Origin of the sequence: Prauserella sediminis (genome assembly GCF_014195435.1) — a bacterium.
In the GTDB taxonomy this organism is placed as follows: Bacteria; Actinomycetota; Actinomycetes; order Mycobacteriales; family Pseudonocardiaceae; genus Prauserella; species Prauserella salsuginis.
The window spans coordinates 295,975-313,281 of the sequence record NZ_JACIBS010000001.1 but is presented as its reverse complement, the minus strand read 5'-3'; the positions used below and the strand labels follow the sequence as shown (position 1 = coordinate 313,281).

14 protein-coding genes are annotated in these 17,307 nt (G+C 67.9%); 10 read left to right on the top strand and 4 right to left on the bottom strand.

Annotated elements, in window-relative coordinates; all coding sequences use genetic code 11:
• Positions 1–98: 98 nt before the first annotated feature.
• Positions 99–1,133, bottom strand: coding sequence for an enoyl-CoA hydratase/isomerase family protein (locus tag FB384_RS01410; RefSeq protein ID WP_183778401.1), 1,035 nt, complete (start codon positions 1,131–1,133; stop codon positions 99–101).
• A gap of 117 nt (positions 1,134–1,250) precedes the next feature.
• On the opposite strand from FB384_RS01410, the gene FB384_RS01405 reads away from it, so the two are divergent.
• From FB384_RS01405 to FB384_RS01375, 7 genes are all read left to right on the top strand, one after another.
• Complete coding sequence (locus FB384_RS01405) at positions 1,251–1,670, top strand: cobalamin B12-binding domain-containing protein (RefSeq protein WP_183778399.1); 420 nt, start codon at positions 1,251–1,253, stop codon at positions 1,668–1,670.
• Positions 1,670–3,073, top strand: a complete 1,404-nt coding sequence (locus FB384_RS01400) for a phenylacetate--CoA ligase family protein (RefSeq protein WP_183778396.1) — start codon at positions 1,670–1,672, stop codon at positions 3,071–3,073. The genes FB384_RS01405 and FB384_RS01400 overlap by 1 nt, the downstream gene beginning before the upstream one ends.
• A complete protein-coding gene (meaB, locus tag FB384_RS01395; protein ID WP_183778394.1) occupies positions 3,070–4,005 on the top strand; it encodes a methylmalonyl Co-A mutase-associated GTPase MeaB in 936 nt (311 codons plus the stop codon). Before FB384_RS01400 ends, meaB begins: the two co-directional genes overlap by 4 nt.
• A gap of 35 nt (positions 4,006–4,040) precedes the next feature.
• Positions 4,041–5,744, top strand: coding sequence for a methylmalonyl-CoA mutase family protein (locus FB384_RS01390; protein WP_183778392.1), 1,704 nt, complete (start codon positions 4,041–4,043; stop codon positions 5,742–5,744).
• Positions 5,745–5,797: 53 nt separating this feature from the next.
• Positions 5,798–7,468: an L-lactate permease gene (locus FB384_RS01385; RefSeq protein WP_183778390.1), complete on the top strand. Its 1,671-nt coding sequence runs from the start codon at positions 5,798–5,800 to the stop codon at positions 7,466–7,468.
• Complete coding sequence (locus FB384_RS01380; protein ID WP_183778388.1) at positions 7,465–7,911, top strand: hypothetical protein; 447 nt, start codon at positions 7,465–7,467, stop codon at positions 7,909–7,911. Before FB384_RS01385 ends, FB384_RS01380 begins: the two co-directional genes overlap by 4 nt.
• Positions 7,912–8,114: 203 nt before the next feature.
• On the top strand, positions 8,115–8,843 hold the full coding sequence (locus FB384_RS01375; protein ID WP_183778386.1) for a FadR/GntR family transcriptional regulator: 729 nt from the start codon (positions 8,115–8,117) through the stop codon (positions 8,841–8,843).
• Positions 8,844–8,961: 118 nt separating this feature from the next.
• Here the strand turns inward: FB384_RS01375 and catA are convergent, their stop codons facing one another.
• From catA to FB384_RS01360, 3 genes are read right to left on the bottom strand one after another with little or no spacing between them, the layout of a single operon-like run.
• Positions 8,962–9,828: a catechol 1,2-dioxygenase gene (gene catA / locus FB384_RS01370; RefSeq protein ID WP_183778384.1), complete on the bottom strand. Its 867-nt coding sequence runs from the start codon at positions 9,826–9,828 to the stop codon at positions 8,962–8,964.
• A 45-nt stretch (positions 9,829–9,873) separates the two neighbouring features.
• Positions 9,874–10,977: a mandelate racemase/muconate lactonizing enzyme family protein gene (locus tag FB384_RS01365; RefSeq protein WP_183778382.1), complete on the bottom strand. Its 1,104-nt coding sequence runs from the start codon at positions 10,975–10,977 to the stop codon at positions 9,874–9,876.
• Positions 10,974–11,912 carry a LysR family transcriptional regulator gene (locus tag FB384_RS01360; protein WP_183778380.1) on the bottom strand — a complete coding sequence of 313 codons (939 nt, stop codon included), beginning with the start codon at positions 11,910–11,912 and terminating at the stop codon, positions 10,974–10,976. The genes FB384_RS01365 and FB384_RS01360 overlap by 4 nt, the downstream gene beginning before the upstream one ends.
• Positions 11,913–12,146: 234 nt before the next feature.
• Between FB384_RS01360 and benA the strand changes: the two genes are divergently transcribed.
• The 3 genes from benA (at position 12,147) to benC (ending at position 17,210) form a co-directional block, all read left to right on the top strand.
• Entirely contained in the window at positions 12,147–13,514 is a 1,368-nt protein-coding gene (gene benA / locus FB384_RS01355; protein ID WP_183778378.1) for a benzoate 1,2-dioxygenase large subunit, read from the top strand.
• A 41-nt stretch (positions 13,515–13,555) separates the two neighbouring features.
• A complete protein-coding gene (benB, locus tag FB384_RS01350; protein WP_183778376.1) occupies positions 13,556–14,101 on the top strand; it encodes a benzoate 1,2-dioxygenase small subunit in 546 nt (181 codons plus the stop codon).
• Positions 14,102–14,435: 334 nt separating this feature from the next.
• Positions 14,436–17,210 (top strand): benzoate 1,2-dioxygenase electron transfer component BenC, encoded by a 2,775-nt coding sequence (benC, locus tag FB384_RS01345; protein ID WP_183778374.1) that lies wholly within the window; start codon positions 14,436–14,438, stop codon positions 17,208–17,210.
• Positions 17,211–17,307 lie beyond the last annotated feature (97 nt).

The following is a 17,307-nucleotide window of genomic DNA, read 5'->3' as shown; positions in this document are numbered from 1 at the left end:
AAAAGTCGCCTCCTCGACAGCGTTGTCGGAACGCGAGCGTAGCTTGATAGTGGTACGACCACAATCGAGGACTGTCGGCAGATTCCACAGGCGCCGGATCACAGCACCAGGTCGTCATCCAGTGGTTGGAAGAAGCGATCCACGTCGGCGTCCGTGACGGCCGTCAGATCGGCGGGGTCCCATTTCGGTGTGCGGTCCTTGTCGATCACCGCGGCGCGGATGCCCTCGGCCAGATCGGGGTGGAGCAGGAATCGGCTGCACACACGGTAGTCCTGCCGTAAGCATTGGCCGATCCCGCTGTGCGTATGGGCCATCTCCATGGCCCGGAGCGTCACCTTGAGCGCCGTCGGAGCGCCTGCGCTGATCGCGTCGAGGGCGTCGACTGCCGTGGGCTCGGTGCGCCGGCTGAGGCGTTGCAGGATTCCTTCCACGTCCCGCGTCCCGTAGCAGTCGTCGATCCATGCCCGATGTGTCGGGAGTGCGGGCCGCGGCTTCACGGCGTACTCGGCCCCGACGGCGGTCGGCGGGCATCCGGCGGCGAGGTCTGCGACCAGCGGTGACAGCGACGACGACGCGACGACGTGGTCGGCGAGTCCGCAGTACACCGCGTCGTGTGCGTCGACGCGCTGTCCGGTCAGTGCGAGGTGGACGCCGATCCGGCCGGGCGCGCGGGACAGCAGCAGAGTACCGGCGACGTCGGGCGCGAGGCCGATCGCCACTTCCGGCATCGCCAGTGCGGCTCGATCACTCACGATCCGCACGCTCGCGTGGCAGCCGATTCCCATGCCGCCGCCGAGTGTCAGGCCGTTCATCAGTGTCACCACCGGCTTCGGATAGTGGGCGATGCGCGCATCCAGCCGGTACTCCTCCCGCCACAGCAGCCGTGCCCGTTCGCGGTGGCCGTGTGCCGCGTCGTGTACCGCCACGATGTCACCGCCCGCGCAGAAGGTCCGGTCGTCGGAGGAGTCGATCACGATCGCGTCGACGTCGGTGTCGCGTTCCCACCGCGTCAGTGCGTCGAGCATCCGCCGGATCATCGTGAGATCCAGTGCGTTGCGTGAGGTCGGACGGTCGAGAGTGATGCGTCCGACGGCTCCGTCGCGGCGGCAGGCGACCCCGTCCGGGTGGGTCATGACATCTCCTTCGTGGATTGCTCCACAGGTGGCCGCCTCGAGATTAGGCCTTGCCTCGCTGTCTGGCCAGTCCTATGGTCTGACCACATCGCTGTCGTACCAAAACTCGGAGTTGAGATGGACACACGCGAGGAGCCGATCAGAGTGATGCTCGCCAAGATCGGCCTCGACGGACATGACCGCGGCGTGAAGGTCGTCGCCCGGACGTTGCGTGACGCGGGGATGGAGGTGATCTACACCGGGCTGCACCGCAGCCCCGAACAGGTACTCGATGCCGCGGTTCAGGAGGACGTCGACGTGTTGGGTGTGAGCCTGCTGTCCGGCGCCCACATGCCGATCTTCACGCGCATCTTCCAGTTGATCGACGAGATGCCCGAACGGCCGCGGTTCGCGATCATCGCCGGCGGCGTGATGCCCGACGAGGACGTCGACGCGCTCACTGCGATGGGCGTGTCCGCGGTGCTCGGGCAGGACACCGCCCCCGACACGATCGTCGAGCGCATCCGTGACGTGAGCGCTCCGGTGCGGGAGGCGTGATGGAACAGTGGAGCTGGCCGCCGCGCTACGACGAGTCGTACCAGCCCGACCCCGCGGAGCGCTTCTGGTTCCCGCGCAGGGAGACCATGCCCGCGGAGCAGCGGGACGAGGCGATTCTGGCCCGTATTCGCCAGGTCATGGAGTACGCCTGGGAGAACGCTCCCTTCTACCGCCGGAAATGGGACGAAGCGGGAATCCATCCCTCGTCGATCAAGAGCCTGGCCGACTTCGAGAAGGTTCCCGTGGTGCGCAAGGAGGAACTGCGCGCCGACCAGGCGGAGAACGAACCGTTCGGCAGTTACCTCGCCGTGCCCACGTCCGAGGTCAAGCACGTCAACGGCACGTCGGGGACGACGGGACGTCCCACGGCGTTCGGGATCAGCGAGCGTGACTGGCGCAGCGTCGCCAACGCGCACGCCCGTGTCATGTGGGCCATGGGCATCCGCCCGGACGACACCGTGCTCGTGGCTTCGCCGTTGAGTCTGTACTGGGGTTCATGGGGTGCCTACATCGGTGCCGAACGGCTGGGTGCGCGGGTGTTCCCGTTCGGTGCAGGCACCGCGGGACAGACCGCGCGGACGGTGCGATGGATGCGGCAGATGGGTGTGACCGTCTTCTACGGCACACCGTCGTATGCGCTGCACCTGGCTGAGGTGGCTCGCGACGACGGCCTCGACCCGGCGTCGCTCGGGCTGCGAAAGCTGTTCTTCTCCGGTGAACCGGGGGCGAGTGTGCCGTCGATCCGTTCGCGCATCGCCGAGGCGTTCGGCGCGCAGGTCTACGACTCGGGAAGTATGGCCGAGGTCAGCCCGTGGATGCACCTCGGCGCCGACAGCGACGAGCCGGGCGTGCTGTGCTGGCAGGACCTCGTCTACACCGAGGTGTGCGATCCCACCGGTCTGCACCGCGTCGACTACGGGTCCGAGGGAACGCCGGTGTACACGACGCTCGAGCGCACCAGCCAGCCGATGATCCGCCTGCTGTCGGGAGACCTCACACGGTGGGAGGCGCCCTCGGCCGACCGCGGGCGCACGTACCCGTTCCTGCCGCGCGGCATCTACGGCCGGATCGACGACATGTTCACCGTCCGGGGCGAGAACGTCTACCCGAGTGCTATCGACGACGTCGTCATGGCGGCTCAGGGCTACGGCGGTGAGCACCGCATTGTGATCAGCCGGGAGTCCACGATGGACTCACTCGCCGTGCAGGTGGAGTACGAGGACGCGATGGCGTCGTCACTGGAGTCCTGGGCTGCCGGGATCGCCGACCGCCTGCGCACGGTACTCGGGGTCGGCGCGAAGGTGGTTCCGGTACGGCAGCAGACGTTCGATCGCACCGAGTTCAAGGCCCGCCGTGTGGTCGACGACCGTGACCTGCTGCGTCGCTTGGAAGGCGCATCATGACGGCTCCGAAGGAGATCGTCGACGCCGTGCTGGAGGGGCGGAACCAGGCGGTCGCGCGCATGCTGACCTTCGTCGAACGCCGTAGCGACGGTGTCGACGACGCGCTCGCCGTGCTGCACCGTGCTGCGGGCAGCGCGCACGTGCTGGGGCTGACGGGACCGCCGGGCAGTGGCAAGAGCACGCTCGTGTCCGCGCTCGCCCGCCACTACCGGAGTCAGGACAGAACGGTCGGGGTGCTGGCCGTGGATCCGTCCAGCGTGTTCAGTGGGGGAGCGATCCTCGGCGATCGCATCCGAATGAGCGATCACGGTGACGACGCAGGCGTGTTCATTCGTTCGGTCGCCACCCGAGGTGCGCTCGGCGGGTTGTCGCGCGCCTGCCTCGACGCGATCACCGTGCTGGACGCGGCCGGCACGGATGTGGTCATCCTCGAGACCGTCGGCGTCGGTCAGGCGGAAGTGGACGTCATCAGTGCGGCGCAGACGGTCGCGGTGGTGAGCGTGCCGGGCATGGGCGACGACGTGCAGGCGATCAAGGCCGGTCTGCTGGAAGTCGCGGACGTGCACGTGGTCAACAAGGCGGACCGTGACGGTGCGTCCCGCACCGTGGCGGAACTGCGGGAGATGCTGCGGCTCTCGCACCGCACCGCGGGCCAGTGGAACGTGCCGATCCACCAGACGGTGGCGGCGAACGGGGACGGCGTTGCCGACCTGGCAGCCGTGTTCGCGGCCCATCTCGACTGGATGACCGAGCACGGTGAACGCGAACGCCGCGCCCGTCGCAACGCCGCGACCCGCATTCGCTGGGTCGCCGAGGAGCTCGTACTCGACGAACTGCGGCCGGGGGTGGCCGCGTTCGATCACGCGCTGGACGAAGTGACCGCCCATCGCACCGATCCGCTCTCCGCGGCTCGGCAGCTGGTCGGCCGGTGATGACCGGCCCTGCCATGGACCTCTGGAGGATTCTCATGACCGATGACAGCCGTTACCGGCTCGCCGCCCCGGGACTCGCCGAGGCCGCGGCCGGCGACCTCGCCTCGTGGGAGAACGATGAGCTCGCCGGGTTTCTCGCCCGGCGGCCCGAGTCCCGCGACGAGTACCGCACCGGCAGCGGACTGCCGGTCGAGCGCGTATACACGCCCGCCCACGTCGACGGTGATTGGCACGACGTCGGCCTTCCGGGCCGCTATCCGTTCACTCGCGGGCCGTATCCGACGATGTACCGCGGCCGCACGTGGACGATGCGCCAGATCGCGGGTTTCGGGCAGGCGGAGGAGACCAACGAGCGGTTCCGGTACCTGATCGCACAGGGACAGACCGGGCTGTCGATCGACTTCGACATGCCCACCCTCATGGGCCTGGACAGCGACGACGCGATGAGTCTCGGCGAGGTCGGCCGGGAGGGCGTCGCCATCGACACGCTGCCGGACATGGAGGCGTTGTTCGACGATATCGACCTGGAGCAGATCAGTGTCTCGATGACGATCAACCCGTCGGCCTGGATTCTGCTGGCGATGTACGTCGCCGTTGCCGAGGAGCGTGGCTACGACCTCGACAAGCTGTCGGGAACCATCCAGAACGACATCCTCAAGGAGTACGTCGCACAGAAGGAATGGATCTTCCCCGTCGAACCCAGTATGCGGATCGTGCGGGACACGATCGGCTACTGCGCTGAGAACATGGCGCGCTACAACCCGGTGAACATCAGCGGCTATCACATCAGCGAGGCCGGTGCGAACGCACAGCAGGAGATCGCCTTCACCATGGCGATCACCAAGGCGTACGTAGCCGATGCCCTGGCGACCGGACTCGACGTCGACGCGTTCGCTCCGCGGCTGTCCTTCTTCTTCGTCAGCCAGGCGGACCTGTTCGAGGAAGTGGCGAAATTCCGTGCGGTGCGGCGGTTCTATGCGCGCATGATGAAGGAGACGTTCGGCGCGAAGGATCCGGCGTCCATGCGGTTGCGCTTCCATGCGCAGACTGCGGCCGCGACCCTGACGAAACCGCAGCCGATGAACAATATCGTCCGCACGGCGCTCCAAGCGCTGTCGGCGGTGCTCGGGGGTGCGCAGTCGCTGCACACCAACGGACTGGACGAGGCGTACACCATCCCGAGCGAACAGGCGATGAAGATCGCGCTGCGTACCCAGCAGATCATCGCCGACGAGACCGGGGTGGCCAGCGTGATCGACCCGTTGGGCGGTTCCTACTACGTCGAGCGCCTGACCGACCGGCTGGAGGAGGGCATCGCCGACTACTTCACGAAGATCGAGGAGCTCGGCGGCGTGGTCGCGGCGATCGAACAGGGCTTTTTCCAGCGTGAGATCTCGGACAGCGCCTACGAGTTCGCGCGTCGTAAAGCGTCCGGCGATCGGCCGGTCATCGGCGTGAACAAGCACGTCGATGCGGGCGGGGCCGAGAAGATCGAGACGCACGAACTCGACCCGGAATCGGAGGCCCGGCAGATCTCGCGGCTCAAACAGGTTCGGGACGTCCGGGATCCGGAGCGCGCCAAATCCGCGATGGAGCAGCTGCTCAGCGTGGCGGCCGATCCGTCGGCGAACCTGATGCCGGCGACGATCGAGGCCGTGAAGGCGCATCTTTCGATGGGCGAGATCACCGGTGCACTGCGCGACGTGTTCGGCACCTACACGGAGACTCCCGTGTTCTGACCCAGCTCAGCTCCACCGTCCCCTCTCAACGTCGAGAGTCGCCGGAGGTCGTCATGTACCAACAGGTTCCCGATCCGCTGTGGGGCAGTCTGGGATGGTCCGCGCTCGTCGCGGCACTTCCGCTGCTGACCCTGTTCGTGTTGCTGGGCGTGTTCCGAATGCGCGCGTGGCTCGCATCCCTGATCGGGCTAGGACTGTCCATTATGGTCGCCGTGGCGGCGTACGGGATGCCGCCCTTCACCGCCGTGAACTCGGCGCTCGAAGGTGCGGCGTTCGGTCTGTTCCCTGCGCTGTGGATCGTGGTGAACGCGATCTGGATCTACCAGATGACACGGGTGTCGGGACACTTCGACGTCTTGCGGCGCGCCTTCGCGCGCATCAGCGACGACCAGCGAGTGCAGGGAATCATCATCGCGTTCTCGTTCGGAGCGTTGCTCGAGGCGTTGGCGGGGTTCGGGGCCCCGGTCGCGATCTGTTCCGTGATGTTGGTGGCCGTCGGGCTCAAACCGGTCAAGGCCGCGACCGTCGCGTTGATCGCCAACACGGCGCCGGTGGCCTACGGTGCTGTGGCGCTGCCGGTGATCACGTTGGCGAAGGTCACCGGCTTGCCCCTGGACGACCTGTCGGCGATGACGGGGCGGCAGGTGCCGGTGCTGGCGCTGATCGTGCCGCTCGTGCTGGTCGTCGTGCTCGACGGCAAGCGCGGGTTACGGGAGACATGGCGCGAGGCACTGGTGTGTGGTGCGGTTTTCGCCATCGCGCAGTACCTCATGGCGAACTACGGCGCGGTGCAGCTGACCGACATCGTCGCGGCGCTCGCGTCCGCGGCCGCAGTGCTTCTGGTCGTGCGGATGCGTGACCGGCCCGCGGCCGAACCGATGGCGGACACGGGAGGGACCGCGTCCGTCGACGATGCCGGTGCCGGACCGGTGGGCGGCGGGGCCGTCACCACTGTGGAGACCGCCGTGGAACTGCCCGACACACGTCTCGAGCGACTGCGGTCGTTCGCGCCGTACGCAATGATCATCGTGCTGTTCTCGGTGGCTGCCGTACCGGTGGTCGCGGATCTGCTCGATCACACGACCGTTGCATTCGACTGGCCCGGCCTCCATGTCGTCGACTCCGAGGGGCAGCCACTCAGCCTCGCCGAGTACAAGTTCGACTGGCTGGCCAGCAGCGGGACGGTGTTGTTCGTCGCAGGTCTTCTGTCGATTCCGATGCTCGGGGTGTCGCTGCGTCAATCGGCGCGCGCGTTCGGGGATACCGTGCTGCAGCTCCGCACTGCAGGTGTGACGGTCATGGCGGTGCTCGCGCTCGCGTACGTGATGAACATGTCGGGTCAGACCGCGACGCTCGGTCTGTTGCTGGCAGGGGCAGGCGGCGCATTCGCGTTCCTGTCGCCGTTGCTCGGTTGGTTCGGCACCGCTGTGACCGGATCCGACACGTCGGCCAATTCGCTCTTCGGCGCATTGCAGGTCAGCGCCGCATCTGGCGCCGGACTCGACCCCGTCCTTATGGCCTCGGCCAATACCAGTGGTGGCGTGCTGGGCAAGATGGTGAGCCCGCAGAATCTCGCCATCGGTGCCAGTGCGGTCGGCCTCGCGGGGCGGGAGGGCGAACTGTTCCGGAAGGTGCTGGCGGCATCGGCGCTGTTCGTGCCGTTGATGTGCATTCTCGTCTACCTGCAGTCCACCCCGGTGCTCTCGTGGATGGTGCCGTCGTGACGGCCGCGAGGGATGCCGTCGACGAGGCGAACGCGACACTCGGTGCGGCACTGTCGACGATGGACGTGCCCGCCGATCTCGAGGTGGTACTGGGCGGGATCCAGCTGGAGCTGCTTCGGCTCGGTGACGCGCTCGACGGTGACGGCGAGGCGCCGTCGAGCGCGCGGATTCGGCGGGTACTGGCCGAGAATCCGCTCCCACCGGAGCTGCCTCCCGGGTTCAGTGTGTCGGCCGGCTTCAACTCGGCGGTCGGGCTGATCAAGCTGGCGCGCATGACCACGGTGCGGGCATCACGGACGGTGACCGGCGGAGCGGCCGAGTATCTGAGCGTTCTCGCCGACCTGTTGCTCGCGTCGGCTGCCCGCATCGACCGGGAAGAGCAGCGCCAGGTGCCGTTGGGAGTCTGTGGGGGTGTGGTCGGACCAACAGAGTGGTCACATTGACAGACCCATGCTGTTCTGATTACCTCGAGTGACAGATCGCGGAGTTGAGGAATTCCGGTGAGAACCCGGACCGGTCGCGCCACTGTGATCGGGGCGCCGCGCGGCGGCCCCGGAGGCAGACCCTCCCTCCGTGCCCGTCCTTGATTGGGTCGCTCGAACCCAGAGGGAGGCACCACGATGATGTTCAGCACCGGGAGCCGATCGTGACCAGCGACGCGGCGTGGGAGCCGGTCCGTCGGGTCCGTACTCATGAGCAGGTACTGGCCCAGATCCAGCAGAAGATCCTCGACGGCACCCTGAGCGCGGGCGAACGCTTGCCGAGTGAGCGTGAGCTGGTGAACATGCTCGGAGTCAGCCGGACCAGCGTGCGCGAGGCGTTACGTGCGCTCGAGGCCATGGGCATCGTCGAGTCGCGCACGGGCTCGGGACAGGACGCGGGCTCGGTCATCACCGCCACATCCACTCCTGCGATGACGAACCTGCTGCGGCTGCACATTGCACTAGCCAGGATCAGTCTGTCCGACCTGGTCGACACCCGGGTCGAACTCGAGCGCAGCGCGGCCCGTGGGGCCGCGTCCGTCCGCACCGACGACGACCTGCGTCACCTCGTGGAGCTGCTGGACCAGATGCGCTCCACCGACTCCGATCCGTACCAGTTCAACACGCTGGACACGGAATTCCATGTGAGCATCGCCCGGATCTCCGGCAATGCGTTGGCCGTCGATCTGATGCAGGCCCTGCGCGGTGCCGTCGAACACGAGATGGCCGAGACGTTCGCGCAGCTGGAGGACTGGCGTGCGGCTGCCGACGGCCTCGTCGACGAGCACGAGGCGATCTACCGCGCGATCGAGAAGGGCAGCGGGGAACTGGCCGCGAACCTGGTCGCCGACCACATCACGACTTTCTACCGGGACCGCATCGCCGGGCGGTGAACGTGCGCGGCAGCGAACAGGTCGTCGGTCTCGACCGCGCGAGTGGGTGTGTTCGGCGACGCGGTTCGGCCTCCGGTGCCTTCGGGTGCCGGAGGCCGAACCGCGTCGGGAACCGACGTCAGGCCTCGACCGGGTCGAGTACGAAGCCGTAGTCGACCGTGGCAGAACCGTCGCCTGCCGGCTTCGGGTCGAGGATGAGCTCCGGCTTCACGGCCGAGGCGATGTCGTCGTCGTTGTGCTCGTCGCCGGGGAAGTACAGCTGCGCGGTCAGCAGCTCGTGGCCCGGCGCGGAGACCTTCACATGGAGGTGGGCCGGCCGCCAGGCGTGCCAGCCCGCGGCGGCGATCAGCTTGCCGCAGGAGCCGTCCGTCGGGATCTGGTACGGCGCGGGCTGGATCGTGGTGATCTCGAACCGGCCGCCCTCGCCCACGGAGAACGTGCCGCGCAGGTTCCACTGCGGTTGGCTCGGCTCGAACTGGCTGTAGTAGCCGTCGTTGTCGGCGTGCCACACCTCGACCTTGGCGCCTTCCAGCGGCGTGCCGTCGGTGGCGGTGACCGTGCCGGTCCAGGTCAGGTTCGTGCCCTGCTCGTCCTCGCGCATCGGGATCGTGCCGACACCGTTCTCGGCGCACTCGGGAGCGTCCGGGACGTAGTACGGCCCCTCGATCGTGCCCTTGCTGCCCTCACGGTGCTCGGTGGCCACCTCCTCGACGACGTGCTCGACCCACACGTCGAGGAACAGCGGCCACTCGCCGTCCTCTCCGACCTGGATCAGCCACGCCTTGAGCGCGTTGTACTCGTCGTAGGTGACCTTCTCCTCGCGGATCGTGTCGTGGATCGCCGTCAGCACCCGCTTGGCGAGCCTGTCGACCCGCGCCGGCGGGACGTCCTTGACGGCCTCGTATGGGTTCTTGTCGCTGGTGAAGTGCGCGGTGGCGTTGGCGCCGGCGGCCGCGGCGGTGGGTTCGGCGGGAACGGTGGTCATGGGATCCTCCTTGATTCCAGTGTCGGGAGCTCCTGCGGCCGGGACTCAGACGTCCTGCCGGTAGTGGGCGAGTTTGTCGGGGTCGATCTCGACGCCGAGGCCCGTGCCGGGCCGGATGGCGAGTTCGCCGCCGGAGATCTGCAGTGGTTCGGTGAGCAGGTCGTCGCTCATGTCCAGGAAGTTCGACAACTCACCGGCTCGCCGCGCGGTGAGTTCGAACGCCGCGCCGAACGCGACCGTGCACATCGACCCGAGCTGGCCGTCGATCTGGTTGCCCATCACGACTTCGAGGCCCAGCCCTTCGGCCAGGTGGTGGGTCCGCTGCGCGAGCGTGAACCCACTGCGCGCCACCTTGATGTTGATCGCGGTGGCCGAGCCGCCCAGGATCTCGCGGGTGACGTCGGCGGCGGTGACCGCGGACTCGTCGGCGATGAACGGAACGTCCAATCTGGACACGAGCCAGCGCCGGCCCAGCACGTCGTCGGCAGGGGAGAGCTCCTCGGCGAACAGCAGGTCCAGATCGGACATCTGCTGCATGGCCTTGGCCGACTCCGCCGCGGTCCACCCGCGGTTGCCGTCGACGTACAACTCGACGTCCTCGCCGAGATGTTCGCGCAGCGCCCGCACCACGGCGGTGTCGAGCGACACGGGACGCCTCCCGACCTTCACCTTGAACGTCGTGATGCCGTAGTCCTCGCGCATGCGCTCGGCCTCGGCCACCATCGCCGCAGGTTCGTCGAATCCGAGCATGTGCGAGACACGCATCCGGTCGGTATACCCGCCGAGCAGTTCGCTCACGCCGACGTCGAGACTGCGCCCGAGCGCGTCCCAGACGGCCATGTCGATCGCCGCCTTCGCCGCCGGATTGCCGACGGTGCGGTGCATCCGCGCGTGCATCGTCTCGCGCTCGAGCAGGCTCAGCCCGGTCAGCTGCGGCGCGAAGATCTGGTCGATCACGGCGATGATGCCGGTCTGAGTCTCGCCGTAGGTGAACGGCCGGGGTGGGGCCTCGGCGACCCCGACGACGCCGTCGTCGGTGTGCACCCGCACCAGCACGTGCTCGGCCGCGTGCACCTCGCCGGAGGCGAACTTCAGCGGCTTGCGGTACGGGATGGCGAACGGGATCGCCTCGATCTGCGTGATCTTCATGGACTTCCCTCGGGATTCGGGGCATCGGCGGTGGTGGCCGTGGGGACGGTGCCGGGGGAGGTGAGGGCGGGTTCGAGCACGTCGACGACCGAGCGCACCAGCGCGGAGTCGTTGCCTGTGTGCCAGGCGAGTGCGAGTTCGACGCTGCCCGCATCGGTGAGATCGCGGAACACGACGCCTTCGAGCGGCAGGGCGCGCGCCGACGTCGGCACCATCGCGATGCCGAGCCCGCCCGCGACCAGGGACAACAGCACCGCCGTACCCGCGGCCTGGTGCTCGCGCTGCGGCGTGAATCCCGCGGCCTCACAGCTGCGGGTCACGGCGTCGTTGACCACGGAATCCTTGCTCGCGTACCCGATGAACCCCTCGGTGCGCAGGTCCGGTGTCGCCACGACGGGTTCGTGGGCGAGCCGGTGATCGGCGGGAACGGCGAGGATCAGCGGTTCGGACTCCACGACGCGCAGCTCGATGTGCTCGCCGTGGGCCGGCGGGCGCAGGATGCCGAGGTCGAGATCGCCCGACCGGAGCAGATCGCATTGGGCGGGGGTGAGCAGGTCGGCGTTGACGTCGAGCGCCACCTCGGGCAGGTCACGTTTCAGCGTCCGCGCGATCCGGGGCAGGTGCGAGAACGCGGCCGTGCCCGTGAACCCCATGCGCAGCAGGCCGAGCCTGCCCCCGGCGATCTGCCGCACGCCGTGCACGCTGTCCGCCAGCGTGTCGAGCACCCGCTGCGCCTCCGCGAGGAAGAACTCTCCCGCCGGGGTCAGGCTGACCTGGCGGGTGGTGCGGGCGAACAGTGTCGCGCCCAGCTCCGCCTCCAGCTGGCGGATCGCATGGGACAGCGCGGGCTGGGCCAGCCGCAGCCGCTCGGCGGCACGGCCGAAGTGGCAGGTTTCGGCCACCGCGACGAAATAGCGCAGATGGCGAAGCTCCATGCCGCGCCTCCTTCCTGCTGACCCGGCCCGTCACCTGCGAACTGGGCCGATTCACCACGGTAAGGAGCGGCATTCATCTATGACAAGGACTTGTTTGCGCATGATTGATAAACACAGGCGATCAATATCCCCCTGGGTCAGGACTGGGCATTTGCCTTGTTTGCCCCCGTTAACGGCGCTGTCACAGTCGGAACACCCCGCCGACTCAGAGCCGAACGGCTTCAGGAGGACTCAATGACCGAGACCCTTGACCACGTGTCGGACGTTCTCGCCGACGCCGTCGTCGAAGACCGCGAAGCCGGTGTGTACCGCGCCAACCGGCGGATCTTCACCGACGAGGAGATCTTCGAACTCGAGATGAAGCACATCTTCGAGGGCAACTGGATCTACCTCGCCCACGACAGCCAACTGCCCAACCCCGGTGACTACTTCACCACCTACATCGGCCGGCAGCCCGTCGTGATCACCCGCGACAAGCAGGGCGAACTGCACTGCCTCATCAACGCGTGCGCACACCGCGGCGCGATGCTCTGCCGACGCAAGACCGACAACCGCACCACGCTGACCTGCCCGTTCCACGGCTGGACGTTCCGCAACGACGGCAAGCTCCTCAAGGTCAAGGACCCGGACGGCGCCGGCTACCCCGAGTCCTTCGACCAGAACGGCTCACACGACCTCACCAAGGTCGCCCGCTTCGAGTCCTACCGCGGCTTCCTCTTCGGCAGCCTCAACCCCGACGTGCTTCCGTTGACCGAGCACCTCGGCGACACCACGAAGATCATCGACATGCTCGTGGACCAGTCGCCCGAAGGCCTCGAGGTCCTCCGCGGTGCCTCCACCTACACCTTCGACGGCAACTGGAAGGTTCAGGCCGAGAACGGCGCCGACGGCTACCACGTCACCGCCACCCACTGGAACTACGCCGCCACCACCTCCCGCCGCAACACCGGGGAGTCGAAGAACGAGACCAAGACCCTCGACGCCGGCAGCTGGGGCAAGTCCGGCGGCGGCTACTGGTCCTACCCCAACGGCCACCTGTGCCTGTGGACCTGGGCCGGAAACCCCCAGGACCGTCCACTGTGGCCGCGAATGGACGAACTCAAGGAGAAGTTCGGCGACGCCAAGGGCGAGTTCATGGTCAAGGGGTCCCGCAACCTCTGCCTCTACCCGAACGTCTACCTGATGGACCAGTTCTCCACCCAGATCCGCCACTTCCGTCCCATCGCGCCGGACAAGACCGAAGTCACCATCTACTGCATCGCGCCCAAGGGTGAAAGCGACGAATCGCGCGCCTGGCGCATCCGCCAGTACGAGGACTTCTTCAACGCCAGCGGCATGGCCACCCCCGACGACCTCGAAGAGTTCCGCTCCTGCCAGCTCACCTTCCGCGCCACCGCCGCGCCCTGGAACGACATGAGCCGCGGCGCGGAGCACTGGTTGGGCGGTCCCGACGAGGTCGCCACCGCACTCGACATGCCGGGCGTCATCTCGGCAGGGCAGCGCAACGAGGACGAAGGGCTCTACCCCGTGCAGCACGGCTACTGGGCCGAAACCATGCGCGCCGCCGTCGAAAAGGAAGCATCCGGCGACAGCGACGCCTGAGGTTCCCCGACGCCCGACCAGCCACGAGGAGGCCTTCCGACATGACTGCCACCACCGACACCACCACCGACAGTGCCGACGTCGGTGCGCGCACCAAACACATCACCCAGAACGACATCGAACAATTCCTCTACCGCGAAGCCCGCTATCTCGACGACCGTGAATTCGAGAAATGGCTCGAATGCTACGCCGACGACGTCGTCTACTGGATGCCCTGCTGGGACGACAACGACAAACTCACCGAAAACCCCCAGCGGGAACTGTCGCTCATCTACTACCCCAACAAGGGTGGCCTCGAAGACCGCGTGTTCCGCATTCGCACCGAACGCTCAAGTGCGACCTCCATTCCGGAACCACGCACCAGCCACAACATCAGCAACGTCGAAGTCATCGAACGCCGCGGCGACCTCGTCGACATCAGATTCAACTGGCACACGATGTACTTCCGCTACAACACCGTGGACCCCTACTACGGAACCTCGTTCTACACGATCGACTTCTCCGGCGAATCACCACTCATCCGCCGCAAGACGGTCATCCTCAAGAACGATTACATCCACCACGTCGTCGACATCTACCACATTTAATGATTGTCCGTGGTTGCGTTGCTTGACGGTGCCAGTGGCGGAACCTGAGCGTGTTTCTGGCTCCGGGGTCACCTCCTCATGAATGTCCAATTCACCACGTCGGAGCTGTCCTCGCCAGAAACACGCTCAGAACCCGCGGCGGTGCCGGCGGGCGAGCGTGGACAGTCCGTAGACGGGCCGCGCCCGAATGGGCGAGCGAGGGTCCCGCTGTGCGGGCTGCGGGCGCGCTGACGCCTGCCGTGTACGTGGTTTCCGGCCGTATCGCTTGACGACCCTCCGAGAGGGCAGGCAGCGCTGATCGGGCGCCGGGTCGAGTTTTTTCCTAGGAGCTGTTGTGAGTCACCAAGTAGCGCTGTCCTTCGAGGACGGTGTCACCCGCTTCATCACGTGCGAGCCGGACCAGACCGTCGCCGACGCCTCCTACCGGCAGCGGATCAACATCCCGCTCGACTGTCGTGACGGCGCCTGCGGCACCTGCAAAGCGTTCTGCGAATCCGGCGACTTCAATGGCGGCGACTACCTCGACGACGCCCTCACCGACGGCGAAGCCGCGCAAGGCTACGTGCTGCCCTGCAGCATGACCCCAAAGTCCGACCTCGTCCTCCGCATCGCCACCACGTCCGAGGTCGCCAAAACCCAGGCCGGCACGTTCGAAGCCACCGTCACCGGCCTCGACCGGCTCTCGCCCACGACCGTCGCGCTCACTCTCGACACCCCACAGCGCGACGACCTCGCCTTCCTCCCCGGGCAGTACGTCAACATCGCCGTGCCCGGCACCGACGAGACCCGCAGCTACTCGTTCAGCAACGGGCCCGACGAGAAATCCCTGACGTTCCTGATGAAGCTCGCCCCCGGCGGCGTCATGTCGGACTACCTCACCGACCGCGCCGCTGTCGGTGACCGGCTCACCGTCACCGGTCCCCACGGCAGCTTCTTCCTCCGCGAAACCGACCGGCCCGTCCTGCTGCTCGCAGGCGGCACCGGCCTCGCACCGATCCTGTCCATCCTGCGCACCATGGCCGCCACCGGATCGAGGCGTCCCGTGCACCTCATCTACGGCGCCAGCACCGACGACGACGTCGTCGAACTCGGCACCATCGCCGAGCTCGCCGCCCAACTGCCCCAACTGACCTGGGACTATGTCGTCGCCGACCCGGCGAGCACCGCGCCCAACCAGGGCTACGTCATGAGCCTGATCCGGGACGAGCACCTCTACGGCGGCGACGTCGCCGTCTACCTGTGCGGCCCGCCGCCCATGGTCGAGGCCGTTCGCACCCACTTCACCGAACGCGGCATCGAACCCACCGGCATCTACTACGAGAAGTTCGCCGTCGCAGCCGCGCCCGAGACCACTGACACCGCCGACGGCGACACCGGCGTCGGCGACGGGCACGACCCGACCGCACCGGAGGCAACCATGGACAGCGCCGTCCTCGCCCTCGAACCGGAACCACTCCTCGAAGCTGTCCACCTCGGCGCCGGCGAGGGCCGCCGCATCGCGGGTCAGGACACCTTCCCCGGCACCACCGCCGAACCGGTCGGAGCAGGCGTCGCCACGGCCCCGGCCGCAGCCGACGAGGCCGACACCATGCGTGCCATCGCCCGTCAGCCCATCTGGCCGAGCGGCGGAGGGCAGCCGCTCGACCGCGACCCCGGCGAGGACCTCCTGCCCGCAGGCACCGCCCGCGCCATCGCCGGGCAGGAGATGCACGCGGCCGACGACACGATCGCTCCCGTCGCCGCACCGGCGTCCGCCGCGCCCGTGGCCGTCGCGTCCGCCCCCGCCGTCACGACCGCCACCACCGCGCCGGCGGCTCCGGTCACGGCCACGGCGGACGGCTACGAGATCGGCGAGGAGCACCCCTCGGTGCACGAGTCTGACGCCGTGTTCGACGCGCGGCAGGCACTCGAACTCGGCGCCGTCGAACTCACCATCGGCAGGCTCACCTCGCAGCAGGTGTCCGGATTCCGGCTGCTGGCAGAGGCGACCGTGCCCTACGTGGACGGTGACCGGTTCGTCGACGCAGCCGCGTACACCGAGACCAACGCGGCCTTCCACGACTACCTGTTCACCCTGACCGGCAACGACCACCTGCTCCAGGCCTACCGCGCCCTCGGCGTCAAAGGCCACATGGACGAGGTGCTGCGCGACGCCACGTGGTGCGATCCCCGCTGCACACAGGACCACCTCGACATCGTCGAGGCGTTCGAGGCCGGCGACCGGCAGGCCGCCCGCTCGCTCGTCGCCGAGCACGCCGCGCGGTCGAAGGCCACCACCCGGCGTGCCATGAAGGACGCCCAGCACGCCAAGCGGCCCGCGTTCGTCTCGCCCGGCCGGTTCGACGGCAAGGTCGTGGTCGTCACGGGCTCCGCCCAGGGCATCGGCGAACGTGCGGCCAGGCGGATCGGCGCCGAAGGCGGACAGGTCGTCCTGGCCGACCGTTCCGACCTCGTCACCGGCGTCGCCGACGACCTCGTCACGGCAGGCGGCCAGGCACACGCCGTGCTCGCCGACCTGGAAACCTACGAGGGCGCGCAGTCGGTGGTCACCGCGGCGCTGGAGAAGTTCGGCCGCATCGACGTGCTGATCAACAACGTCGGCGGCGCGATGTGGTTCAAGCCCTACACCGAGTTCACCGCCGAGCAGATCCAGGCCGAGATCAACCGCTCGCTCATGACGACCCTGTGGTCGTGCCGGGCCGCGCTGCCGGAGATGGTGCGCCAGGGTGGGGGAACGGTCGTCAACGTCTCGTCGGTGGCCCGCCGCGGCATCCACCGCATCCCGTACTCGGCGGCCAAGGGCGGGATCAACGCGATCACCGAGTCGCTGGCCATGGAGTACGCCGACGCCGGCATCCGTGTCGTCGCCACCGCGCCGGGTGGCACCGAGGCACCGCCACGCCGGATCCCTCGCGGCGGCGACGCCCCGCAGACCGACCAGGAGAAGGCCTGGTTCCAGGCCCACATCGACCAGACCGTCGACTCCTCGCTGTTGAAGCGCTACGGCACCCTCGACGAACAGGCCGCCGTCATCGCCTTCCTCGCCTCGGACGAGGCCGCCTACGTCACCGGCACCGTCGTGCCCGTCGCAGGCGGCGACCAGGGCTGACCTTCCGCGGCGGCGGCCGGCACGGCCTCCGCCGCGGAAGGGTCACTGGGCCGGCCGGGCGATCCCCGCCGTACCCGCAGCCGAACCCGTATTCCCG